Origin of the sequence: Kaistella palustris DSM 21579 (assembly GCF_000422265.1) — a bacterium.
In the GTDB taxonomy this organism is placed as follows: domain Bacteria; phylum Bacteroidota; class Bacteroidia; order Flavobacteriales; family Weeksellaceae; genus Kaistella; species Kaistella palustris.
Genome location: NZ_KE383812.1, coordinates 501127 through 523591, shown reverse-complemented (window position 1 = coordinate 523591; position 22465 = coordinate 501127). Strand labels below are relative to the sequence as shown.

23 protein-coding genes are annotated in these 22465 nt (G+C 41.8%); 14 read left to right on the top strand and 9 right to left on the bottom strand.

The window, feature by feature from the left end:
• Positions 1 to 4 precede the first annotated feature (4 nt).
• The gene (locus tag H562_RS0112540) at positions 5 to 1423 is read right to left on the bottom strand and encodes a right-handed parallel beta-helix repeat-containing protein (RefSeq protein ID WP_169463280.1); all 1419 of its coding nucleotides are present in this window, start codon (positions 1421 to 1423) and stop codon (positions 5 to 7) included.
• A gap of 65 nt (positions 1424 to 1488) precedes the next feature.
• Here H562_RS0112540 and H562_RS0112535 point away from each other — a divergent pair, with 65 nt between their 5' ends.
• The 14 genes from H562_RS0112535 to H562_RS0112465 all read left to right on the top strand — a co-directional run bounded on the left by H562_RS0112535 (position 1489) and on the right by H562_RS0112465 (position 14136).
• Positions 1489 to 2211: a glycosyltransferase gene (locus tag H562_RS0112535; protein WP_156832001.1), complete on the top strand. Its 723-nt coding sequence runs from the start codon at positions 1489 to 1491 to the stop codon at positions 2209 to 2211.
• Positions 2212 to 2220: 9 nt separating this feature from the next.
• The gene (locus tag H562_RS0112530; RefSeq protein ID WP_027377822.1) at positions 2221 to 2562 is read left to right on the top strand and encodes a phosphomannose isomerase type II C-terminal cupin domain; all 342 of its coding nucleotides are present in this window, start codon (positions 2221 to 2223) and stop codon (positions 2560 to 2562) included.
• An 18-nt stretch (positions 2563 to 2580) separates the two neighbouring features.
• Positions 2581 to 3513 carry a GDP-L-fucose synthase family protein gene (locus H562_RS0112525; RefSeq protein ID WP_027377821.1) on the top strand — a complete coding sequence of 311 codons (933 nt, stop codon included), beginning with the start codon at positions 2581 to 2583 and terminating at the stop codon, positions 3511 to 3513.
• A 2-nt stretch (positions 3514 to 3515) separates the two neighbouring features.
• A complete protein-coding gene (locus H562_RS0112520; protein WP_027377820.1) occupies positions 3516 to 4520 on the top strand; it encodes an NAD-dependent epimerase/dehydratase family protein in 1005 nt (334 codons plus the stop codon).
• 65 nt (positions 4521 to 4585) lie between these two features.
• Entirely contained in the window at positions 4586 to 5788 is a 1203-nt protein-coding gene (locus H562_RS0112515; protein ID WP_027377819.1) for a glycosyltransferase family 4 protein, read from the top strand.
• 68 nt (positions 5789 to 5856) lie between these two features.
• On the top strand, positions 5857 to 6444 hold the full coding sequence (locus H562_RS0112510) for a GNAT family N-acetyltransferase (protein ID WP_034691129.1): 588 nt from the start codon (positions 5857 to 5859) through the stop codon (positions 6442 to 6444).
• Between the two features lie 20 nt (positions 6445 to 6464).
• On the top strand, positions 6465 to 7682 hold the full coding sequence (locus tag H562_RS0112505) for a DegT/DnrJ/EryC1/StrS family aminotransferase (RefSeq protein WP_027377817.1): 1218 nt from the start codon (positions 6465 to 6467) through the stop codon (positions 7680 to 7682).
• On the top strand, positions 7682 to 8272 hold the full coding sequence (locus tag H562_RS0112500; RefSeq protein WP_027377816.1) for a sugar transferase: 591 nt from the start codon (positions 7682 to 7684) through the stop codon (positions 8270 to 8272). The genes H562_RS0112505 and H562_RS0112500 overlap by 1 nt, the downstream gene beginning before the upstream one ends.
• A gap of 4 nt (positions 8273 to 8276) precedes the next feature.
• A complete protein-coding gene (rfbC, locus tag H562_RS0112495) occupies positions 8277 to 8822 on the top strand; it encodes a dTDP-4-dehydrorhamnose 3,5-epimerase (protein ID WP_027377815.1) in 546 nt (181 codons plus the stop codon).
• A 6-nt stretch (positions 8823 to 8828) separates the two neighbouring features.
• Positions 8829 to 9908: a dTDP-glucose 4,6-dehydratase gene (rfbB, locus tag H562_RS0112490; protein ID WP_027377814.1), complete on the top strand. Its 1080-nt coding sequence runs from the start codon at positions 8829 to 8831 to the stop codon at positions 9906 to 9908.
• Position 9909: 1 nt separating this feature from the next.
• A complete protein-coding gene (gene rfbA / locus H562_RS0112485) occupies positions 9910 to 10770 on the top strand; it encodes a glucose-1-phosphate thymidylyltransferase RfbA (protein WP_027377813.1) in 861 nt (286 codons plus the stop codon).
• A gap of 81 nt (positions 10771 to 10851) precedes the next feature.
• Complete coding sequence (locus H562_RS0112480; protein WP_027377812.1) at positions 10852 to 12069, top strand: cation:proton antiporter; 1218 nt, start codon at positions 10852 to 10854, stop codon at positions 12067 to 12069.
• 44 nt (positions 12070 to 12113) lie between these two features.
• Positions 12114 to 13415 (top strand): 30S ribosomal protein S12 methylthiotransferase RimO, encoded by a 1302-nt coding sequence (rimO, locus tag H562_RS0112475; RefSeq protein WP_027377811.1) that lies wholly within the window; start codon positions 12114 to 12116, stop codon positions 13413 to 13415.
• 343 nt (positions 13416 to 13758) lie between these two features.
• Complete coding sequence (locus tag H562_RS0112465; RefSeq protein WP_027377810.1) at positions 13759 to 14136, top strand: septal ring lytic transglycosylase RlpA family protein; 378 nt, start codon at positions 13759 to 13761, stop codon at positions 14134 to 14136.
• Between the two features lie 66 nt (positions 14137 to 14202).
• Here the strand turns inward: H562_RS0112465 and H562_RS0112460 are convergent, their stop codons facing one another.
• The 8 genes from H562_RS0112460 to porX form a co-directional block, all read right to left on the bottom strand.
• Positions 14203 to 14823 (bottom strand): YciE/YciF ferroxidase family protein, encoded by a 621-nt coding sequence (locus H562_RS0112460; RefSeq protein ID WP_034691126.1) that lies wholly within the window; start codon positions 14821 to 14823, stop codon positions 14203 to 14205.
• Positions 14824 to 14931: 108 nt separating this feature from the next.
• Entirely contained in the window at positions 14932 to 15588 is a 657-nt protein-coding gene (locus H562_RS0112455) for a DUF6766 family protein (protein ID WP_027377808.1), read from the bottom strand.
• A gap of 38 nt (positions 15589 to 15626) precedes the next feature.
• Positions 15627 to 16094 carry an adenylyltransferase/cytidyltransferase family protein gene (locus H562_RS0112450; protein WP_027377807.1) on the bottom strand — a complete coding sequence of 156 codons (468 nt, stop codon included), beginning with the start codon at positions 16092 to 16094 and terminating at the stop codon, positions 15627 to 15629.
• A gap of 27 nt (positions 16095 to 16121) precedes the next feature.
• Positions 16122 to 17243: a glycoside hydrolase family protein gene (locus tag H562_RS0112445; protein WP_027377806.1), complete on the bottom strand. Its 1122-nt coding sequence runs from the start codon at positions 17241 to 17243 to the stop codon at positions 16122 to 16124.
• Positions 17221 to 18366 carry a UDP-galactopyranose mutase gene (glf, locus tag H562_RS0112440; protein WP_027377805.1) on the bottom strand — a complete coding sequence of 382 codons (1146 nt, stop codon included), beginning with the start codon at positions 18364 to 18366 and terminating at the stop codon, positions 17221 to 17223. Before glf ends, H562_RS0112445 begins: the two co-directional genes overlap by 23 nt.
• A complete protein-coding gene (locus H562_RS0112435) occupies positions 18363 to 19451 on the bottom strand; it encodes a glycosyltransferase (RefSeq protein ID WP_034691125.1) in 1089 nt (362 codons plus the stop codon). The genes glf and H562_RS0112435 overlap by 4 nt, the downstream gene beginning before the upstream one ends.
• A 337-nt stretch (positions 19452 to 19788) precedes the next feature.
• On the bottom strand, positions 19789 to 20550 hold the full coding sequence (locus H562_RS0112430; RefSeq protein WP_027377803.1) for an exodeoxyribonuclease III: 762 nt from the start codon (positions 20548 to 20550) through the stop codon (positions 19789 to 19791).
• Positions 20551 to 20694: 144 nt separating this feature from the next.
• Positions 20695 to 22236, bottom strand: a complete 1542-nt coding sequence (porX, locus tag H562_RS0112425; protein ID WP_027377802.1) for a T9SS response regulator signal transducer PorX — start codon at positions 22234 to 22236, stop codon at positions 20695 to 20697.
• Between the last annotated feature and the right edge of the window lie 229 nt (positions 22237 to 22465).

Here is a 22465-nt window from a genome sequence, read left to right as displayed (position 1 = left end):
AAATTTATCTCTCGAAAACGGAGAGATCCAGATTGGTGAAATTGCCGTAATTCATATTTCCCGTCACTTTCTTGTTGAGTCTGGACTTTTTATTAAAGAAGTCGGTCACCAAAGGTTTCCCGCCGCGGTATGAGGTAGAAATAAATCTGTTATTCGATATGGTCCCAATACCTTGGGGACTGTTGATGGTAATTGCGTTTATTTTAAAATTTGTGAAAGTACATCTAATGAAGTTGATCATGCCTGTGTCACCGAAAAATCCCAGGCCATTGGGATTCGCAGTCGTGTTGAAGTCGCAATCCTCAAAGGTAATATTACGTGCGCCATTTGCCGATACCACATTTAAGTTCTCACTTGTTATATTATTATATTTCACGTTGTAAAACTTAACCCCGTACGCGCTGATTAGGTTGGCCACTGATTTGGTATTTTGAACCGTTGAATTGCTGAAAGTTATAATGTCGGGACCCTCAAAATTTTTAAATCCGTCATTTCCGACGACGGTCAACGGACTCACGACATTAGTAAATGTGCAGTTGTCTACTGAAAAATTCTTATTTGAAAAATCGTTTTTCGCCGATGATTTCTGAAGTACAAAACATATAGCACCCAAACCGCCAATATTTTCGAACGTACAGTTTTTTATAATGCCGTTTCTTACGATTTGCAGGTCATCATTTGGCTCAATATCAATCGCGCCGGGCATGTCTGGCCTTGTAATGTTTTTAAAAGTGCAGTTTTCAATCCGGAAACCATCAGCATAATATATACTCACTCCCTGCCTGTTATCATTATTAACCCCGTCGAAGGTACAGTTTGTTATTTCAATATCCTTATTATAGGCATTTCTGAACTGTTTATAATCTGTAGAAGCATTTACCGCAATGCCGTCACCCAGGAAACCAATGAACTGACAGTTCTGCACTTTGAAATTTGAAACGCCGTGAGCAGAGATCTGGTGGAGCAATTCATCGAATTTATTTTTTTTCACGTCTGAAAAAAACTTTAGATCCCGGATAATTATGTTCTTGATGCTTAAATTATCGTTGGTCTGGTAGCTCACCTGTGCATCGAAAACAAAACAGCCGTCCGCACCTTTTCTTTCCGCGAACGTGAACCATTTTCCGCTTTCTACAGAAACCCTTTTTTTGGGTACAAGTTGATTAATAACAGAGCCGTTACCATTCACAGTAATATTACTGTACTTTTTACCAAAAAATTTAACGTGGGAAATATAATAAGTGCCAAGTGGAATTTCCATAGTGCCACCGCCCATTGCAGCCAACTGATCAGCGCACTTTTGAAAAGCAAAAGTGTCATCTTTCAGATCTTTCCCATTCGCTCCAAACTGAAGGACGCTCAGCGTTTGACCGAACATAAAATTTGAGATTAAAACGCTTAATATTAAAAGGAAACGGCTCATTTTTTTTATTTTAAAATATGTATTTTTGCACGTAAACCACAATATAATCAATTTAAAAATCATTGATGACCAAAAGCGTTTGCATAACAACTTACAATGGTAGCAAATATATCGCCAAGCAGTTGGATTCTGTTCTTGCACAGTTAAATGAAGATGACGAAATAATTATTGTTGATGACTATTCTACAGATAATACGCTTGAAATAATAAATAATTACAGCGACGGCAGAATAAAAATTTATAAGAATGAGAAAAATCTGCGTCATGTAAAAACTTTTGAAAAAGCAATTTCACTGAGTACGAAAGAGCTGATATTTTTGTGCGACCAGGATGATTTGTGGGAAAAAGGGCGTTTAGAGGTTTTTGAAACTTATTTCCGTAAATTTCCCGAGGTTATGCTGGTGTCCAGTAATTTTAACTGCATCAATGATGAAGGTGACATCGTGAAGAACAATCTGAATAAGGTGTCTGCAAAAGGCAGTTTTCAGTACAGAAAGAATATTATTTCTATTTTTACCGGGAAAATCGGATATTTCGGCTGTGCGATGGCGTTTAAAAGAGATTTAGTTTCAGTTATTCTGCCGATTCCTGGATATGTGGAGGCACATGACCTGTGGATTGCGATGGCGGCTAACTATATGAAAGCCAACCTTCATATTGAGGAGAAAACTTTGTATCACCGCGTTCATCAGAACAATACAAGTAATTTGAAACGGAATATCCAGGGAAAACTCAAGGCGAGACTGGGTTTTTTTAAACTGTACAGAGAACTCGCTAAACGAAACTAAAAGAAAGCTATGGAACATGATGTTCGGCCGTGGGGTCAATATTGGGTGCTGGAAGATGCCGAAACCCATAAGGTAAAAAGAATTATGGTTAACCCCGCAGGTAGACTTTCTTTGCAGTATCACAAGCACAGAGCAGAAGTCTGGACGATTATACAGGGTAACCCCATTGTAACTGTTAACGGTGAGCAGATATCCTGTAAGCCGGGACAAACAGTAATCATCCCGTTGGGAGCGACACACCGGATCGAAAATCCTACAACCGAAAAAGTAATATTCGTAGAAGTGCAGCACGGAACATACTTTGGCGAAGATGATATTGTCAGGATCGAGGATGATTATCAAAGAATTTAATTCCTCTGATTTGCAGTTGTGAAATCGTGTAAAGTATACATTGCCGGACATACGGGCATGGTCGGCCGGGCGGTAGTACGTTCTCTCGAGCGTGCAGGTTACGGCGATGTCATTACCGCAGACCGTTGCACCATCGATCTTCGCGACCAAAGATCGGTACAGGAGTTTTTCGCCACAAAAAAACCCGACATTGTAATTGATGCTGCTGCCAGAGTTGGCGGCATTTTGGCGAACCGTAATTTCCCCTATCAATTCCTGATGGAAAATCTGCAGATTCAAAATAATCTAATAGACAGTTCGCTTGATCATAACGTTCAAAAGTTTATTTTTATAGCGAGTTCCTGCATTTACCCTGAGTCGGCACCCCAACCTTTACGGGAAGAGAATCTGCTCAGCGGTCCTCTGGAAAATAATACAGAAGCATATGCGGTGGCAAAAATTGCCGGTGTTAAAGCCTGTGAAGCCATCCGACAGCAATATCAAAAACAGTTTTTTAGCTTAGTTCCCACCAATCTATATGGTTCTTTTGATACCTTTGGGGCGGAAAAGTCGCACGTGATTCCTGCAATGATCAGGAAGTTTGATGAAGCTAAGGTTAATGGAAATACTCCTGTGACTTTATGGGGGAGCGGCAGGCCTTTCCGGGAATTTCTCCATGTGGATGATCTGGCAGATGCCGTGAAATTTGCCATCGAAAATAAAATGGAGGAAAACCTGTACAATGTGGGGACAGGTTCCGATTTAACGATAAAAGCTCTAGCAGAACTTATTCAGAATATAGTCGGCCATACCGGTGAAATTTTCTGGGATTCATCTAAACCCGATGGAACTGCCAGGAAATTAATGGATGTGTCCAAATTAAAAAATAAAGGATGGTCTTCTTCTGTAGAATTACAGGACGGCCTCTGCAAAACGTACGAATGGTACAGCAATAACAAAAAGTATATTTAAAAATGAAAAAAATTGTAGTTTTAGGTGGCGGTGGATTTATCGGCGGTCACTTGGCTAAAAGATTAAAAGACGAAGGAAACCACGTGAGAATTTGTGATATCAAGAATCATGAGTATTTCCGTCATGAGGAGATCTGTCACGAATTTATCTTAGGCGATCTTACCGATCCAAAAGTCGTAGAACTGGTGATTGAAGAGGGAGTTGATGAATTGTATCAGCTGGCTGCTGACATGGGCGGTGCACTCTATATCTTTACCGGTGAGAACGATGCCAACGTGATGCACAATTCAGCGATGATCAATTTAAATGTGGCAAAAGAAAGCGTAACCAAAAAGGTAAAGAAAGTTTTCTATTCCTCGTCGGCCTGCATGTATCCGGAACATAACCAACTGGATCCAAGTAATCCTAACTGTGAAGAGTCATCCGCTTATCCTGCAAATCCGGATTCTGAATATGGGTGGGAAAAGCTTTTTTCGGAAAGAGTTTTTCTGGCGTTCAAAAGAAACTACAACCTGGATGTGCGTGTAGCAAGATTTCACAATATTTTTGGCCCACAGGGAACCTGGAAAGGTGGCAGAGAAAAATCCCCCGCTGCGATGTGCAGAAAAGTGGTGGAAGCTGCAGAAGGTGACGAGATCGAAGTCTGGGGAAATGGTTTACAAACCAGATCATTCCTTTATGTCGATGAATGTGTGGAGGCCGTTCTGCGGTTAATGCACTCAGATTTTGTAGGTCCGGTGAACATTGGTAGTGAGGAGATGGTGACGATCAACCAGCTTGCACAGATCGCCATTGATATTTCCGGTAAAGATCTTTCCATCCACAATATCGAAGGACAGGAATTTGTGGACAAATATGGTTTTAAATGTCCGCTCGGCGTAAAAGGCAGAAATTCCGACAATAAATTATACCGCGAAAAAATTGGCTGGGAAGTAAGTCAGCCTTTGGTTGAAGGAATGAAGAAAACTTTCGACTGGATTAATGAGCAAGCAAAGAAATCCGTCTAAAAATCATGATCTGCAAGCAGTTAATTGCAACTGTTTTGCAGATTTTGGCTGTATAATTTAATGATATGAAGTACAAATTAATTATTTCCTGCGTTTTCCCGCCAGAACCTACCGTCTCCGGACAGGTTATGTTTGATGTGGCTACAGCGTTGTCGGAAACAGGAAAGGTTAAAGTAATAACACCAAAACCGACGCGTCCTTTTAATTTTAAGTTTGATGAAAAGCGCGTGGCCAGTCACAACTTTGAGCATTTAGTGACCGATTCTTTTACAAGTCCGCAGATGACTTTATTGGGAAGGTACAAAGAAAGCAAAAGCTTTGGTAAATGGTGTTACGATTATATTACAGAAAATCACAAAGACATAGAGTTGGTTTATATGAATGCGTGGCCGTTGTTTTCCCAGGAAGCAATCATTAAGGCTGCGAAAAAATATAATATTCCCTGTGTGACGATCATTCAGGACATATATCCTGAATCTCTTACCAATAAACTGCCTGTAGGAAAAGGACTTATACAAAGTATATTACTAAAGAAAGACCGGTTTATTCTGCAGAACTCAACCAAGGTTTTATGTATCTCCGATAACATGAAAGCGTATCTGGCAAAGACCCGCAATCTGCCTTTAGATCATTTTTCCGTTATTGTCAACTGGCAGGATGAAAATACTTTTATTCAATATCTGGATGAAAGTACTGCGGCTGCAAAACATACGGAAAACACTCCTTTTACTTATATGTATCTGGGAAATAACGGTCCCGTTGCCGGCGTAGAATTTCTGATTGAATGTTTTGTAAAGGCAGCAGTTCCTAATTCTCGTCTGGTTATTGCAGGCAGCGGCTCCAAAAAAGAAGACTGCGAAAATCTGGCAAAAAGTCTGAATGCACATAATGTGGAATTTATGTCTGTGCCCGAAGGGAAGGTTCCACAAACGCAGGCTATTGCCGATGTGATGTTGCTGCCTGTAAAAAAGAATGGCGCATACAGTTCCATACCTTCTAAATTACCGGCATATATGTTCTCCAAAAAGCCTATTATTGGAAGTTTGGATGTGGATAGTGATACCGCCAAAGCTATTTCTGATGCCGATGCCGGAATAGTGGTTGAACCCGAAGATCCCGAAAAACTGGTGGGCGCTATACGCGAAATTGCCTCCTGGAGTAGCGAAAAAATCCAGCAGAAAGGAGAAAATGGTTTTAAGTACGCCATGGAAAATTTTTCCAAAAGCGGAAATCTTAAAAAAATCACAAAAATCATAGAAAGTTTGTAACTTTATTTACACAAATGTATTACGCTCAGCGGGAGCAGCAAGGTTGATGAATTTATGAGAAAATATTTATGAGGGTTAGGAAAGCGGTCAAAAACGATATTCAGAAAATAGTAGATATTCATTCTGAGCGGTTTTCCGGTTTTTTTCTGTCTACACTGGGGAAGCCTTTTCTCAGGGTTTTTTATGGCGCGTTTCTTAAGGAACCCGCAATTCTTCTGGTACTTGAAGATGAGGGAGCCATAAAAGGTTTTGCAGCGGGCAGCAGAGATAACAGGGGATTTTACAGGAAGCTGTTACTGAACAGTTTTTCCAGGTTTTTCCTCGTGGGTATCCGTATTTTATTCTCAAATCCCGCCGCTTTGAAGCGGATGGCGGTTAATTCCCGTACATCATCAAAAAATAATCCTATTTTTGCCGAGTTGCTGAGTATAGCGACATTAAAAAATAAAAAAAGCTACGGCAAATTCCTTCTCGACGAATTTGAAAAGGAAGTGGCCCGAAAAAATACGGATCATCTGCCTGTTGCCCTTACGACAGATGTAGACGATAATGAAAAAGCGGTTCAGTTCTACAAAGACTGTGGCTATGAGATCCACGAAGTTTTTGAAAGTTATCAGCACAGAAAAATGTACAGGTTTCTGAAGAAGAACGCTTAAAATATTTATAATAAAACTAAATGAAAATTCCTTTCTCTCCTCCTTTCGTTGATCAGGACGTAATTTCTGAGGTAATCGATACACTGCAGTCCGGCTGGATCACCACGGGTCCTAAAGTGAAAGATTTGGAAAATGAAGTGAAAAAACTCACTGGCGTGGCCGAAGCTCTTTGTGTAAATTCCTGGACCTCGGGCGCTATATTGGTTTTAAAATGGTTCGGGATTTCCGAAGGAGATGAAGTGATCATACCTGCATATACTTACAGTGCCACCGCGTTGGCAGTTTTACACTGCGGAGGTACACCTGTAATGGTCGATGTAAATGCAGACCTTACCGTAGATGTAGAGAAAATACGAGCTGCGCTGACTGAAAATACAAAAGTCATCATGCCCGTGGATATTGCAGGTTTAACCTGCGATTACGACGCGATCAACGAACTGGTTCACTCCGCGGATGCTGTAAGGAATTTTAAACCGCATTCTGAAAATCAGAAAAAACTCGGCCGTATTTTAGTGCTTTCAGATGCCGCACATTCTATTGGCGCTTTTTATAATAACCAACCAACCGGTGTTTTAACCGATATTACCGTTTTCTCCTTTCATGCTGTAAAGAATATTACCACGGCTGAAGGTGGCGCCATCTGCATCAATCTTCCTGCGCCTTTCGATAACGCAGAAGAATATAAGACCATGCGTCTCTGGACGCTGAATGGTCAGACAAAGGACGCATTTACAAAAGCTCAGGGCGGTTCCAATAACTGGAAGTATGACATTATATTCCAGGGGTTGAAGGTTAATATGCCAGATATTTGTGCTGCCTTAGGTCTGGCGCAGATCAGAAAACACGATACGGCAATTATTTCGGAAAGAAAGCGCGTTGCTGAAAGGTACCATGCTTTTTTTGAGTCAAAGGAATGGGCGCAGATCCCGGTGATGAAAGATAAAAAACGAACTGCCTGCTATCACCTGTATGCTTTGCGGATCAATGGGATTACAGAAACACAGCGGGATGACATGATGGCTTCGATTGCCGAAGACGGAATATCAGTGAACGTTCATTTTATTCCGATGCCAATGCTTACTTTATTTAAAAATCTGGGCTATAAGATAGAAGACTATCCGGTGTCTTATGACAATTACGCTCGCGAAATATCCCTGCCGATATATCCGCAGCTCACTGATGAACAGATTGATTATATCTGCGAATCGGTGGAGAAGGCCTACCATAAAATTAAATAATGAAGCGCATTTTCGATGTTGTGTTTTCCTTTTCCGGCATTTTAATTCTGCTGCCTTTTTTCCTGATTATTTCGGTTTTAATTTTGGCAGACAGTAAAGGAGGGATTTTATACCGCCAACCCCGCACCGGAAAAGGTGGCAAGATATTTCGGGTATTTAAATTCCGTACCATGCGTCCTGATTCGTTTTCTAAAGGCGCCCTGACTGTAGGCAGCCGTGATCCGAGAATTACCGCGGTCGGTTATACGCTCCGGAAGTATAAACTGGATGAATTGCCACAGCTTTTCAATGTTTTACTCGGTGATATGTCATTTGTAGGCCCGCGGCCTGAGGTTCAGAAATATACAGACCTCTATAATCCGGAACAGCAGAAAGTGCTCACCGTACGGCCGGGAATAACAGATTATGCTTCCATTAAATTCAGAAATGAAAATGATTTGCTCTCTGCCAGCTCTGAGCCCGAAAAACTATATATCGAAGAAATCATGCCCGAAAAACTGAATCTGAATCTGAAATATATCGCAGATAACAGTGTTTTCAAAGACATAAAAATTATTTTCAATACCTTTTATACGATTATTAAGCATTAAAAAAATGAAAGTAACTGAGACTTCTCTCAAAGACTGCTGCATTATAGAGCCCACAATTTTCGAAGATGAGCGCGGCTATTTTTTTGAAAAATTCAATGAAAAGAAGTTTGAGCACCTTACGGGTTTAAACGGACATTTCGTTCAGGATAATATTTCGAAATCAACTTATGGCGTGCTGCGTGGACTTCATCTTCAAAAAGGGGAGCATGCCCAGGCGAAACTCGTTTCCTGTCTGGAAGGCACGGTGTGGGATGTAGCTGTAGATCTGCGAAAAGATTCACCAACCTTTGGCAAATGGTTTGGCGTGGAGCTTAGCGGTGAAAATAAACTCCAGTTTTATGTACCGCGTGGATTCGGACATGGTTTTTCTGTGCTTTCGGAAACTGCGGTATTCTCCTATAAATGTGATAATTACTATAATAAGGAATCCGAAGGCGGCGTGCTATGGAACGACAGTGACCTGCAGATCGACTGGAGACTGGCTGCTGCCGATGTGGTGCTTTCCGACAAAGATAAAATTCAACCTACCTTTGCAGAAGGAAATTTTTAAAAAATCATGAAAAATATAATCATCACCGGTGGTGCCGGCTTTATCGGTTCGCATGTCGTGCGGGAGTTTGTAAAAAATAATCCGAACTCAACAATCATCAATCTGGATGCGCTGACTTACGCCGGAAATCTGGAGAATTTAAAAGATATCGAGAGCGAACCGAATTACGTTTTTGAAAAGGCTGATATCACAAAACCCGACGAATTAAGAAAGGTTTTTGAGAAATACCAACCTGATGCAATCGTACATCTAGCTGCTGAAAGCCATGTGGACCGGAGTATTACGGATCCGAACGCTTTCATCAATACCAATGTTAACGGAACTGCAAATCTTTTGAATCTGGCCAGAGAATTCTGGACCTTAAACCCAGACCATCAACACGGAAACTTTCCGGATGAAAAAAGAACGAATCTTTTCTACCACGTTTCCACCGATGAGGTGTACGGAAGTTTAGGTGAAACCGGATTTTTCCTGGAAGATACGGCTTACGATCCGAAATCTCCTTATTCCGCCAGCAAGGCCGCTTCCGATCATTTGGTGCGCGCCTACGGGAATACATACGGCCTGCCGTTTATCATCAGCAACTGCTCCAACAATTACGGGCCAAATCATTTCCCCGAGAAATTAATCCCGCTTTGTATTTCAAATATTTTAAATGGAAAACCGCTTCCAATTTACGGCGACGGCAAGTATACGCGTGACTGGCTTTTTGTAGTAGATCATGCGAAAGCTATTCACCAGATATTTAACGAAGCAAAAACAGGCGAAACCTACAACATTGGTGGCTGGAATGAATGGAAAAACATCGATCTGGTAAAAGAACTCATCAAACAAATGGATGCGAAACTGGGCAATCCCGAAGGTCATTCCGAAAAACTGATCACTTACGTAAAAGACCGTCCCGGCCATGATCTGCGTTACGCCATCGATGCCACAAAATTAAATAAAGAATTGGGCTGGAAACCATCCGTAACTTTTGAAGAAGGATTGGGGAAAACGATTGACTGGTTCCTTGAAAATAAGGAATGGTTAGAACACGTCACTTCTGGCGATTATCAAAAATATTACGACAAACAATACTCATAAGATGAAGGGAATAATACTCGCCGGCGGTTCCGGAACAAGACTTTATCCATTAACCATTGCCGTAAGCAAACAGCTCATGCCGGTTTACGACAAACCGATGATCTATTACCCGCTGTCGACTTTGCTTTTGGCAGGGATCAGGGAAATCCTCATCATTTCTACACCGCACGATATTGGCGGTTTTGAAAAACTGCTGGGCGACGGTTCCTCAATCGGCTGTAAAATTGAGTATAAAGTGCAGCCAAGTCCCGATGGTTTGGCGCAGGCTTTTATTTTGGGTGAAGAATTTATTGGCGACGATTCTGTAGCGTTGGTTTTGGGTGATAATATCTTTTATGGGGCGGGTTTACCGAAACTTTTAGCAAGTAAGACCACGGTAAAAGGTGGTTGCGTTTTTGCTTATCAGGTTTCCGATCCGGAACGGTATGGCGTGGTAGAATTTGATGAGAATCTGAAGGCGGTATCAATTGAGGAAAAACCTGAAGATCCAAAATCCAATTTCGCCGTGCCCGGCCTTTATTTTTACGATAATTCGGTGGTTGAATATGCCAAGAATTTAAAACCGTCGCCCCGCGGTGAATTGGAAATTACCGACATCAACAAAATATATCTGGAGAAAAATCAACTCGAAGTAGGCGTGATGAGTCGCGGAACGGCCTGGCTGGATACCGGAACATTCGATTCTCTGCACGAAGCATCAGAATTTGTAAAAGTGCTCGAAAAGCGACAGGGTTTCAAAATTTCATGTATCGAAGAAATTGCTTTTTCCAAAGGTTTCATTAATGAAGAACAGCTGCTGAAATCCGCGGAGAAATACGGTAAAAGCGGCTACGGCAATTACCTGAAAGACCTTGTCAGATAATTATTAAAAAGTTAATCATTAAAATAACCTGTTCTGAAAACTGCAAAAACCATTTGCGGTTTTTTTTTATATATTTACTTTATGGCTGAAATCTTTATCATTGGAATTTGCGTAATCCTGCTGCTGTCATATGTTTTCGACATTACTTCGAAGTTTACAAAAGTTCCGTCGGTCATTTTCCTGCTGGTGCTCGGCTGGTTTCTGAATCAGGTCGGCGGGCTGTTCAACATCATCATTCCCAATCTCAATGTTATTCTGCCGATTCTCGGAACAATTGGTTTGATATTGATCGTTCTGGAAGGTTCCCTGGAACTCGAACTTAACAGATCGACGAAAACGGTGATCAAAAAATCCGCGCTTATTGCCCTGGTCCCGGTCGTTATAATCGCCGTGGGATTTTCAATATTTTTGAGCGTGGAGTGGGGCATTCCATTTAAACAAGCTTTAATCAATATCATTCCTTTCTGTATCATCAGCAGTTCTATTGCTATACCGAGTGCCATTAATCTCACCCACGACAAGCGGCAGTTTGTGACGTACGAAAGCAGTCTCTCGGATATTATTGGCGTTATCTTTTTCAATTTTGCGACTTTCGGCACTGCAATTACGTTTGCGGGTGTTTTTCATTTCAGTCTGCAGTTTCTGCTCATGTTGCTGATTTCGGTCGTGGCATCGCTGGTCCTGGCTTTTTTATTGGCTAAGATTGATCATCACATCAAATATGGGCCGATCATTATTCTTAATATTCTGATCTACCAGATCTCAAAAATTTATCATTTGCCTGCGCTTATATTTATTCTTTTTTTCGGGCTTGTCCTTGGTAATGTCGATGAACTGAAAAATGTAAAGTGGATGCGGAATTTCAGGTTTACAAAACTAACCCGGGAGGTCCGCCATTTTAAAGATGTGGTTATAGAAGCCACTTTTATTGTTAGGACGCTGTTTTTTATAGTTTTCGGTTTTGTGTTGAAGACCGAGGATATCATCAATCAGGATTCGCTGGTGTGGTCACTGTCAATTGTAGTTGCAATTTATGTGTTGCGCGCTGTGTTTTTAAAGATTGGGAAAATGGATATGCAGCCGTTGTTTTATATCGCCCCACGAGGTCTGATCACTGTGTTGCTGTTTTTAAGCATTGCTCCGGAAGACCGCTTTCCTTACCTTAATGAATCGGTGGTTATACAGGTTATTCTGCTCACTACATTTGTAATGATGCTCGGCCTGCTTTTTGAAAAAAGAGCTAAAAAAGAACAGCTTTCCGCACACAGTTTCGAAGAAGATGAGCATGGTGCCGACTGATTTCGCATTAATATCACTATCTTTGCGCCCACAAAATTTTTATAATGCGCACAAAATCAGTCGGAAAAAAGAAAATTAATATTGTTACTCTGGGTTGTTCCAAAAATGTATACGATTCCGAAGTACTTATGGGTCAGCTTCAGGCCAACGGTAAAGAAGTCGTGCACGAAGACCGCGGAGACATTGTTGTAATCAATACCTGTGGGTTTATCGACAGCGCAAAAGAAGAAAGCATCAACACCATTCTGGATTTTGTAGAAGCAAAAAACCGTGGCGAGGTGGAAAAGGTTTTTGTGACCGGTTGCCTTTCGGAAAGGTATATGCCGGATCTGCAGAGAGAAATTCCCGATGTAGACCAGTATTTTGGTACGCGCGACCTCCCCATTTTATTGAAGCATTTAGGCGCAGACTATAAACATGAACTGGTCGGCGAACGCATGACGACAACTCCTAAACATTACGCTTATTTAAAGATCGCCGAAGGTTGCGACCGCCCCTGTTCGTTTTGCGCAATTCCCTTAATGCGCGGAAAAAACATATCAACACCTATAGAAAATCTCGTCATTGAAGCGGAAAAGCTTGCTAAAAAAGGTGTGAAAGAACTTATATTAATCGCGCAGGACCTTACTTATTACGGTTTGGATATTTATAAAAAACGGGCGCTTGGTGACTTGCTTCTTCGGCTGGTAAAAGTAGAGGGAATCGAATGGATACGCCTGCATTATGCTTTTCCGACAGGCTTCCCGGAAGATGTACTCGAAATCATTAAAAATGAACCCAAAGTCTGCAACTATATCGACATTCCGTTGCAGCATATAAATTCTGATTTGCTGAAAGCCATGAAGCGTGGTACCACACATGAGAAAACCAATGCGCTGCTTGCTAAGTTCCGTGAAAAAGTTCCCGATATGGCAATCCGTACAACGCTAATTGTAGGTTTTCCGGGCGAAACGGAAGAGCGGTTTCAGGAAATGAAAGAATGGGTCCGCACGCAGCGTTTCGACCGGCTTGGCTGCTTTACCTATTCACACGAGGAAAATACCACTGCATTTGTGTTAAATGATGACGTGCCGCAGGAAGTAAAAGATGCGCGTGTCGAAGAAATCATGGAGTTGCAGGCGCAGATCTCATGGGAGAAGAATCAGGAGAAGATCGGCAAAACCTTCCGCTGCATATTCGACCGGAAAGAAGGAAATTATTTCGTAGGCAGAACAGAATACGATTCACCGGATGTGGATAATACTGTTCTGGTGCCGGCAGAAAACACCTATTTATCCGTCGGTAGTTTTGCAGATATCAGGATTACCGGAGCGGAAGAATTTGATTTGTATGGGGAACTCATTTAAGAATCGACAGTTTTTAAGGAAAAAACTTCTAAAAAAGTATTGGTGAACCCAATAGATAAAACCTTCGGATTTTTCCGGAGGTTTTTTGCTTTAATGGTTTGCATATCAATAGGTTGAATTGGTAAAAGTAGTGATGTTATGCGGTAATTAGTTAATAAAATTAACATTTACACAATGATTTTAACACAAATTAAGAACCTTTGGAAACTTGCGCTATTAGTGGGAATGCGGGTGTTGTTAACAAAAAATTAACAATTCCTTAACGGAGTTTAACCTATCGACTGTTGTAAAACTCATTTTAGGAATAAATTTGCAGAGTCAAAACCCAAAAAATAAATTCAAAATGACGAAAAGAGCAACTCTCGTAATCATGATGATGATTTCAACACTCGGTATGTACTCATTTAACAAGTATAATGCCGAAGATGCCAAAACAAGTTTTGCATCGTTCTATCACGATAAGTTTAATGGTAGAAAAACCGCGAGCGGAGACATTTTCAGTAACTCCAAAATGACCGCCGCAAACAGAACGCTCCCGTTTGGAACCCGCCTGAAGGTCACAAACCTGAGAACCGGAAAAAGTGTGGAAGTTGAAGTGAATGACCGCGGTCCCTTCCACTCCTCCAGAGCACTGGATCTCTCCAAAGCAGCGTTCAAGGCCATCGGAAATCCTGCAAGAGGTACGATGCCCATAGAATACGAAATTATCGACAACGATTAAATTAAATTTTAACAAAAAAAAGCCGTCTCGGGAAATCGAAACGGCTTTTTGATTTTCTGGCGCTTTTTACGAATTTTTCGCTTTGATGTTGATTTCGCTTATCGCCAATTTTGTAAGATCTGTATCACAGTTTTTTTCTTCGCCTAATGTTTCTTTTAAAAGGTTTAAGGCTTCTTTTTCACCGAGGAGTTTAGCGTAGGTCGCCATGGTTCCGTATGAAGCAATTTCGTAATGCTCCACTTTCTGCGCAGCTGCGATGATCGCGGCATCTCTTACGGCGCCCGGTTCGGTTTCTTTCATGATGCTTTCGGCCTCCTTCAGCAACCCGTCCATCGCGTCGCATTTCTGCGCTTTAACTTTTTCACCTAAGGCTTTGAAAGCGCCTTCCAAACGCGTTACCTGAGTTTCAGTTTCTTGCAGATGCTTGTTAATTGCCTGCACGAGTTTCGGTGAAGTGGCGTTCTTGGCCATTTTCGGCAGATTTTTTACCAGGGCTTTTTCTGCCCAGTACAGGTCCTTAATTCCGTCAACTAAAAATTCGCGCAGGTTTTCAGCTGCATCTTTTTCTGGTCTGATCTTTCCTGCAGATGCGCTTTTCTTTGGCGCTTTCGTAGTACTGCCGGCGGATTTTGAACTAGTTTTTGAAGTTGCTGCAGATTTTTTATCTGAGCTTGTTGACTTTGCCATAATAATTTTTTTTAATGTTTATATTTTTAATGAAAGTGTGATCCGTTTTTAAAACTTACAAAAATAAGACCAACAGAAAGCCTACCGCCGTATTTATCCGCTATAAATTCAGTCGCCGGTCTGATCGTGTGGTGCATCTACCGGCTTCGATTGCGACGAACCTTTTTGTCTCAGGAAAATTGACAGCACAATAATTGAGAATATCGACAGAAACTCGCTCTGCCAGTTCTGGAAGGATTCAAACCAAAGTCTGGAGCCTGTCAGATAATCGCCCAGACTCACCAGAGGTTTATCCTGCAGCATGTTTTCGGTGTTGGCATCCTTTAAACTGCCATACACATGCAGCACAAAACAGATTATAAAGAGTGCAAACAGACTCAGCGTTAATGAATTGTTATAAGCCTTCAGCCAGATTCCGCCTTTCCTTACGGGCCATGGCGCGCCTTTTCTCAACGCCGACGGTTCGCGGTCGACATCATTGCCGCCTTCAGGTTTTTTGGATTCCGAGGAGCCTTTCTGCCGCAAAAAGATAGTGAACCAGACCAAAAGAGCCATTTGAAGAAATTCGCTTTCCCAGTTTTCAAAAGTAGCTTCGAAAAAGTGGCCCGACTTTAAATATGAAGTCAGTGTTACAGCCTTTCCGCCCCATTCTTCAAGATCTTTGTTGTACTCGTGGAGTCCAAAAAAGATCTGTCCTGCTATTGAGAAGAGAAATAAAACAAAAAAGACGACCGATAAACTGTTTTCGCGCAAAAATTTCTTCATATTGCCATATTAGATTGAATACTGATAATTGAAACTGCTTAAATACCTACAACTTTATCGGAAACTTTCTTCAGTTTCTGGCTTTCGCGCTGGTAAACTTCTTTGCGCAGATTGGTACTCGAGAAACGGTGGTGCCGCTCGTTATAATACAATTTAATGTTTTGTTTTTCGCAAAAGTCTTTTCCCGTAAAGTCTTTGTCTTTATATTCTACACCTATAATCCGCACATCTATTTTGTACAGCTTCAGTATGTCTTCCAGATCTTTTTCGGTGGCATACGGAATGATCTCATCGACATATTTGCAGCCTTTCAACTGAATATACCGTTCGACAACAGTTTGTGTAGGTTTGTTTTTTTCCGGTCTGTCGATTGTAGGATCCGTCTGAAGTCCCACGATCAGATAATCGCACTGGGTTTTCGCTTCCGCAAGCATGCGGATATGACCGGCATGAAGAAGGTCGAAACAGCTGAAAGTAATTCCGACCTTTTTAGTTGTATTTTCCATAGTGTTTATTTTTAGTGTTGTTTTTACTTAAAATTCGTGCAAAACATTCAGGCGTTCCTGCTGATTGATGAGTGACTGTATGTAAGGAATCTCGGCAATCCGGTTTTTATTTTCATCCAGATCAAATAGGCCGCATTTCGGATAAGACGTCAGATCATCCCAATCCGGGCGGTCCGTGACCGGATAAATGCAAATTCCGTGAAAATCTGCACCGGCTTCTTTCGCCAGGAAACACTCTTCAGTAATTTCCTCTAACCAGTCCACGCGCCCATCACCGAAATGCCCCGTTTCTGAAAGGAAGACAGGTTTTTTGTACCGATGATAAGCATCCAGAATAAGTTGATGCAGCGGGACACGTTCGCGGCGGTGATCAGGCCATTCCAGACTTTCGGCTTCCCCACGCCACTGGCAGTTCCAGTAATAATTAAATCCCAGAATTTCCAGATAGCTTTCATCGCCACCAAGTTCCGGGCACATTCTTCCCGCAATAATATCCATTGCTTCAAACTGATATTCGTTGCGGTGATGCACTTCTTCGTTTTCCTCGCAGGCGTGGATGCGTATGAGCGGTTCTACCAAAACGATTTTACAGTCCGGCAGTTCTTCCTTTAAGACACGTATTCCCTGCAAGGCGGCTTTGCATAAATGATATTTAATGTCCCAGCCATTGTGTGAAGCAAAGGGAACGGTTCCCCGGTTCTCGCCCGAATGCCAGGAAAGAAAACTGATCTCATTCACCGGCACGACTAGAAGCGGCTCTGCAAAATGTTTTTTATAAAATCTCGCAAGTGCACGGCAAAGTCCTTCGAAGCGGCGGCCAAAATGTGGATGTGTAGGAAAAAGACCATCCGGGTAACCGAAGTGGATCAGATCCCAGATCTGCTGTATACCAAATTCCCGCGCTACATTCATACGGTTCAAAACTTCCAGGAAATTATATTCGCCGGGTTGCTTCTCCACCTCGCTCCAGCAGATTCCCTCGCGCACAGTTCTGATTCCCAGATTTGAGAGCAGTCTGTAATCTTCTGCTACACGGATGTCATGTTGGGTTTCCTGCAATAGGTTTACTCTGTCGCCATGGCGGTTGATGTGATCGGCACATTCGAAACCGCCCATAAAGAAACTTTTAAATAACTTTTGCGGTCTCATATTCCTGTAAATTTTCAGCTTCAAGCTCTGCGAACAGATCCAGAGCATTTTTAAAGGCCTGATCCATATTAAAATATTTATAGTTTGCTAAGCGGCCTACGAAATATACGTCTTTCAAAGCATCGGCTTTTTCTTTGTATTTTTCGTAGATGAGTTGATTTTTTTCGTTTGGAACAGGGTAATAAGGTTCGCCCTGGTCAACGGTAAATTCCTTAACGATGGTCGTTTTATCCGATTTCTGATCACCAAAATGTTTGTATTCGACGATTCTGGTAAAATCCACTTCTTGGCCAGGATAATTTACCACACTGTTTTCCTGATAATATTCCTGATCCAGATGTTCAGTAATGAAATTAATGGAGCGGTATTCCAGTTTTTCAGTGAGTTGTTCTTTAAATTCGAAGAAACGGTCGACCGGACCTGTATAAAAAAGCTTTTCGTAACCGGAATACTGATCTTTAACGTCGAAGTAGTCGGTATTGAGAAGAACTGTTATATTTGGGTGATCCAACATTTTTTCGAAGATCTTCGTGTAGCCGCCTTTTGGCAAAGCCTGGTGTTTATCGGAGAAATAACGGTCATCATAATTCGTACGCACCGGAATTCTTTCTAAAACTGAGGCATGAAGTTCCGCCGGATATTTGTCCCACTGTTTTTTTGTGTAGTGTTTAAACATCTTTTCATAAAGTACGGGTCCCACGCGGTTCAGTACCGCTTCCTCACCGTTTTTTGCAGGCTCATAAACCACGCGGTTTTTGTCGAGCCAGTTTTTCATCTCCTCTTCAGTAGAGATATTTTCATCAAATAAAGTATTTACAGTGGTAATGTTCACCGGAATGGAAACCGTTTTGTCATCAACCCGGGCCACCACTTTGTGCTCCCAGGGATACCAGGAGCCAAAGCGGTTTACATATTCCCAGACATCCTCGTCATTGGTATGGAAAAGATGCGCGCCGTATTTGGAAACCAGGATGCCGTTTTCATTAATAAAATCGTAGCAGTTTCCTGCGATATGGTCACGTTTTTCCAGGACTAATACCTTCTTCCCAAGCGAAGCGTAACGTTCTGCTAAAGTGGCACCGGAAATGCCGGCACCGATTATTAGAATATCAATACTTTTCATGCCAACACTCCTTTAATTATGGTACTCATTTTTTCAGCAGTTGCATCCCAGGAAGTCTTTTCCAGGATCTCGTCGTAAGCAGCCACTTTTTCGGCGGTGTTGTTTTGCAACGCACGACAGAAGTCATTTTCATCATCAATAAGCGAAATGCAGTGGCTGTAATCCCTTTCTACATCTCGGATTCGTGTGGAGATGATCGGTTTGTAGGCCGACATGTATTCCAACGTTTTAGTGGGGCTGATAAATTTAGTGGAATCGTTCAGTGCGAAAGGCATCATCGCGATATCAAAATGTTGCAGATACTGCGGTAACTCATCATATGATTTCATGCCCAGATAATGAATGTTTGCCGCGCGCGGAAGGTCTGATTCCTCGATCTTGCAAACAGGACCGATCATCACGAAAGAGTAGTCGGGTGCTTTTTCTGCTGTTTTGCGCAAGAGTTCCAGATCAATGCGCTCATCGATCACGCCGTAATAACCGACGATAGGTTGTGCGATATTTCTCAGATCTGCCGGCTTTTCCTGCCCGGTCTTCGATTCACCGGAAAAGTGGCCGACATCCACTGAACTTGGGAAACAGTGCACATTGTGGTGCTTCAGTTTTTTTGATTCATACAGTGATTTACCGCCGGTATATACGGTGTCCGCCGCGGCCAGCAGCGTATTTTCCTGCTCGATCAGTTTGGCTGAGGCGCCTTTAAAAAGAGAAAGTTCATCCATACAGTCGTAAACTACAGTTTCGAACTCAAGCGTTTCCAAAACCGAAACAAAGGCGGCGGAATAAAACCAGCCAACGGTGAACTGCGTGTTGTGAAGGTGCTTTTTGAGGTAGGGTCCTAAATTCTCAATATCATCAATTGCGGGTTGACATACATGAACATTCGGTTCCACTTCCCGAAGGTTAAATGAGCCTTTGGAATGAGGCGTGTGTGCAACCGGTTCTTCAACTACCAGGATCCGGTAATCCTTTGCAAGCCGGCTGAGGAGATGTTGTGGCCGCTGATAAACATAGTCCCAGCGCAGGTGGCAAAAAACAATCATATCGAAAGAATATGATTTTCGGTTTTTAATGTTAGCTTCCATATCGTTTATTTTTAATGTTGTTGCGTACTATATATTCAGACTTTTCTTGTTCTCCACCTAACCAGCGGCTGGAAATGTAGAAAAAAAGAGCAGGTAAATCCTGTAAACGGTAAAAATCTGAAAGGTTCCCGGCTTACTCTGTTGCAGGGGAAAACAGAGCTTTATCCAGGTAAAAAATACGAACCAAATTATGTGCCACTGCAATTGGATGCATAACAATAAATTTGGTTATGAATGCGGAATAGTATGTGAAAGGAAGAGAATGTCTTTTTTACATCAGTAAATTCAGTACGATGATAGGAATTTGATAAAGGTTTAAAAAAATGAAACCCGGAATTTATTTCAGTTCAACAAGTACCGGGCAGTGGTCGGAATGAAAAACCTCCTTTAAAATTACAGCGCGATGCAATTTTTCCTGTAACTCAGTGGAAACAAAATTATAGTCCAGCCTCCAGCCTTTGTTGCGCTCGCGGGAATTTTGGCGGTAACTCCACCAGGAATAGTAATCCGGCTGATCATTGAAGTGCCGGAAACTGTCGATAAGGCCGCATTCCTCTATAAATTTGGTAAGCCATTCCCTTTCCATCGGCAGAAAACCTGAAGTGTTTTTTAAACCCACAGGATTGTGAATGTCAATTTCCTGGTGGCAAATATTGAAGTCGCCGGAAATAATAAGGTTGGGTATGGTTTTCTTTAAGTTTTTAATGTAGTCCAGAAAATCATAGCAGAAAGCCATTTTATATTCCAGCCGCAAAATGTTGGAAGCCGACGGAACGTAGACCGAGATTACTGAAAAATCATCAAAATCGGCGCGCATAATTCGCCCTTCGCTGTCGTAATGCTCGATTCCGCAACCATATTCTACATAGTTCGGCTGAACTTTGGATGCGATTCCCACGCCTGAATATCCTTTGCGCTGGGCCGAATGCCAGAAGCTGTGATAGCCGATCCGTTCAAAACTTGCGATATCGATCTGATCTGTGCCGGCTTTGCTTTCCTGAATGCAGATTATATCGGGATTCGCTACCTGCAGCCAGCCCACAAAATCTTTAGTAAAAGCTGCGCGGATGCCGTTGACGTTATAAGAAATGATCTTCATGGAAAGTTTTTTCAAAAATACCAATTCGAGCGGTGATTTCCAAGACTGGGGTGGGGTACGAAATTTTTAATCATAAAAAGGCGGGAAAAATCTTAGATCTTTCCCGCCCAACAGAGCCCAAATCAAATAAACTATGAAAAAAAACTATTTGGGTTCTAAAATGCTGATCGGAATAATAACCTCTTCCAGGGAAATTCCACCGTGCTGGTAGGTTTCCTTATAATAATTCACAAAGTGATTGTAATTTTTCGGGTACGCCAGGAATATATTATTTTTGGCAAAAATATATTTAGAACTTAAATTGCCTTTGGGCAGAAATAGTTTTTCGGGATTGGAAATTGCCCAAACATCACTGTTTTCGTAAGTTAAACTTCTGCCGGTTTTATACCGGATGTTGGTAGAAGTTTCGCGGTCGCCCACAACCTTGCTGGGTTTCTTCACATAAATCGTTCCGTGATCGGTAGTGATGACAAGTTTGAATCCACTTTCCGCTGCCTGCTTGATGATCTTCAGCAAAGAAGAATTCTCGAACCAGTTGTAAGTGAGCGACCGGAAAGTCTTGTCGTCACGGATCAGTTGGTTTACAATGTGATTGTCGGTTTTGGCGTGGGACAGGATATCGATAAAATTATAGACGATAACGAGCAGATCATTGTTTTTATGCTGGTTGAAATCGTCGAGAATTTTTCTTTCAAAATCGGAGTTCAGGATCTTCAGGTATTTCATGCTTTTCGCGGAAAGGCCCAAGCGTTTCATCTGATCCTCCAGAAAATCGCGTTCGTGTTCGTTTTTATTTCCGTCTTCATTATCATTAAACCAATATTGCGGGAAGCGTTTCTCGATTTCCGAAGGCAGTAAACCTGCAAAAAAAGCGTTCCGCGCATATTGTGTAGCAGTTGGCAGAATACTGAAATAGTAATCTTCCGAGGTCTTGTTATAGAATTTCGTAAAAAGCGGTTCGATGACTTTCCACTGGTCATAGCGCAGGTTATCGATCATCAGAAGCAATACTTTCTCTTTTTCAACTTCCGTTTTGATCTTGTCCTTGAAGAGCGTGTGGCTCATCATCGGTTTATCGGACGTATTCAGCCAGTCCTCATAGTTCCTTTCGATAAATTTGGAAAACCGAATGTTGGCTTCCTCTTTCTGAGACTGCAGCAGATCCATGAATTCATTGTCGGAAACCTTATCGAATTTAATCTCCCAGTTCAGGATCTTTTTATAATACTCCGCCCAGTCCTGGTACGTGCGCAGATAGGAAAGCTCCATCGAGAGGTTCCGGAATTCCTGCTGATATTCAAGGATCGTTTTCTGTTCCACAAGTGTGTCCTCCTGTAGGTTTTTCTTCAGGGAAAGCAGAACCTGATTGGGATTCACAGGCTTCAGGATATAATCCGCGATCTGCGACCCGATCGCCTGTTCCATGATCTGTTCCTCTTCATTCTTGGTTACCATTACGATCTTAATCGCTGAGTCGATGTTTTTGATCATCGGAATCGCCTCCAGACCGGAAATTCCCGGCATATTTTCATCAAGAAGTGCCAGGACATAATTTTCCTTTTCTATCATTTCCAGCGCTTCATTCACATTATTCACCGCGGAAACCTGGTAACCCTTGTTTTCTAAAAATACAATATGAGGTTTTAGTAAATCTACTTCATCATCTATCCAAATCAGTTTTGTCATAAAATCGTTTCAGTTTTTTTAGGAAAAGGTTCAATGTTTTTGAACCTGTATTAAGGCATCAAAAATACAACCAAATGTTCTTAAATTTTGCCCAAAAAGCCGGTGTAAAAAGTTAAACTTGAGTTAATTGAGTTATGGTTATCGCGTACGGCCGCCGCAATTGCAGAAAAAACATTTGTCAGTTAATAATACAGCCGCTTTTTCTTTCCTAATGTCGCTGCGCGAAAAA

Bases quoted from the DNA above. Each gene is read 5' to 3' on its own strand.
- H562_RS0112510 (WP_034691129.1), top strand. From the start codon at position 5,857: ATGAGGGTTAGGAAAGCGGTCAAAAACGATATTCAGAAAATAGTAGAT.
- H562_RS0112435 (WP_034691125.1), bottom strand. From the start codon at position 19,451: ATGGAAGCTAACATTAAAAACCGAAAATCATATTCTTTCGATATGATT.
- rimO (WP_027377811.1), top strand. From the start codon at position 12,114: ATGCGCACAAAATCAGTCGGAAAAAAGAAAATTAATATTGTTACTCTG.
- H562_RS0112455 (WP_027377808.1), bottom strand. From the start codon at position 15,588: ATGAAGAAATTTTTGCGCGAAAACAGTTTATCGGTCGTCTTTTTTGTT.
- H562_RS0112480 (WP_027377812.1), top strand. From the start codon at position 10,852: ATGGCTGAAATCTTTATCATTGGAATTTGCGTAATCCTGCTGCTGTCA.
- H562_RS0112520 (WP_027377820.1), top strand. From the start codon at position 3,516: ATGAAAAAAATTGTAGTTTTAGGTGGCGGTGGATTTATCGGCGGTCAC.
- H562_RS0112540 (WP_169463280.1), bottom strand. From the start codon at position 1,423: ATGAGCCGTTTCCTTTTAATATTAAGCGTTTTAATCTCAAATTTTATG.
- glf (WP_027377805.1), bottom strand. From the start codon at position 18,366: ATGAAAAGTATTGATATTCTAATAATCGGTGCCGGCATTTCCGGTGCC.
- H562_RS0112445 (WP_027377806.1), bottom strand. From the start codon at position 17,243: ATGAGACCGCAAAAGTTATTTAAAAGTTTCTTTATGGGCGGTTTCGAA.
- H562_RS0112450 (WP_027377807.1), bottom strand. From the start codon at position 16,094: ATGGAAAATACAACTAAAAAGGTCGGAATTACTTTCAGCTGTTTCGAC.
- rfbA (WP_027377813.1), top strand. From the start codon at position 9,910: ATGAAGGGAATAATACTCGCCGGCGGTTCCGGAACAAGACTTTATCCA.
- rfbC (WP_027377815.1), top strand. From the start codon at position 8,277: ATGAAAGTAACTGAGACTTCTCTCAAAGACTGCTGCATTATAGAGCCC.
- H562_RS0112515 (WP_027377819.1), top strand. From the start codon at position 4,586: ATGAAGTACAAATTAATTATTTCCTGCGTTTTCCCGCCAGAACCTACC.
- H562_RS0112430 (WP_027377803.1), bottom strand. From the start codon at position 20,550: ATGAAGATCATTTCTTATAACGTCAACGGCATCCGCGCAGCTTTTACT.
- H562_RS0112535 (WP_156832001.1), top strand. From the start codon at position 1,489: ATGACCAAAAGCGTTTGCATAACAACTTACAATGGTAGCAAATATATC.
- H562_RS0112500 (WP_027377816.1), top strand. From the start codon at position 7,682: ATGAAGCGCATTTTCGATGTTGTGTTTTCCTTTTCCGGCATTTTAATT.
- rfbB (WP_027377814.1), top strand. From the start codon at position 8,829: ATGAAAAATATAATCATCACCGGTGGTGCCGGCTTTATCGGTTCGCAT.
- H562_RS0112460 (WP_034691126.1), bottom strand. From the start codon at position 14,823: ATGGCAAAGTCAACAAGCTCAGATAAAAAATCTGCAGCAACTTCAAAA.
- H562_RS0112530 (WP_027377822.1), top strand. From the start codon at position 2,221: ATGGAACATGATGTTCGGCCGTGGGGTCAATATTGGGTGCTGGAAGAT.
- H562_RS0112465 (WP_027377810.1), top strand. From the start codon at position 13,759: ATGACGAAAAGAGCAACTCTCGTAATCATGATGATGATTTCAACACTC.
- porX (WP_027377802.1), bottom strand. From the start codon at position 22,236: ATGACAAAACTGATTTGGATAGATGATGAAGTAGATTTACTAAAACCT.
- H562_RS0112505 (WP_027377817.1), top strand. From the start codon at position 6,465: ATGAAAATTCCTTTCTCTCCTCCTTTCGTTGATCAGGACGTAATTTCT.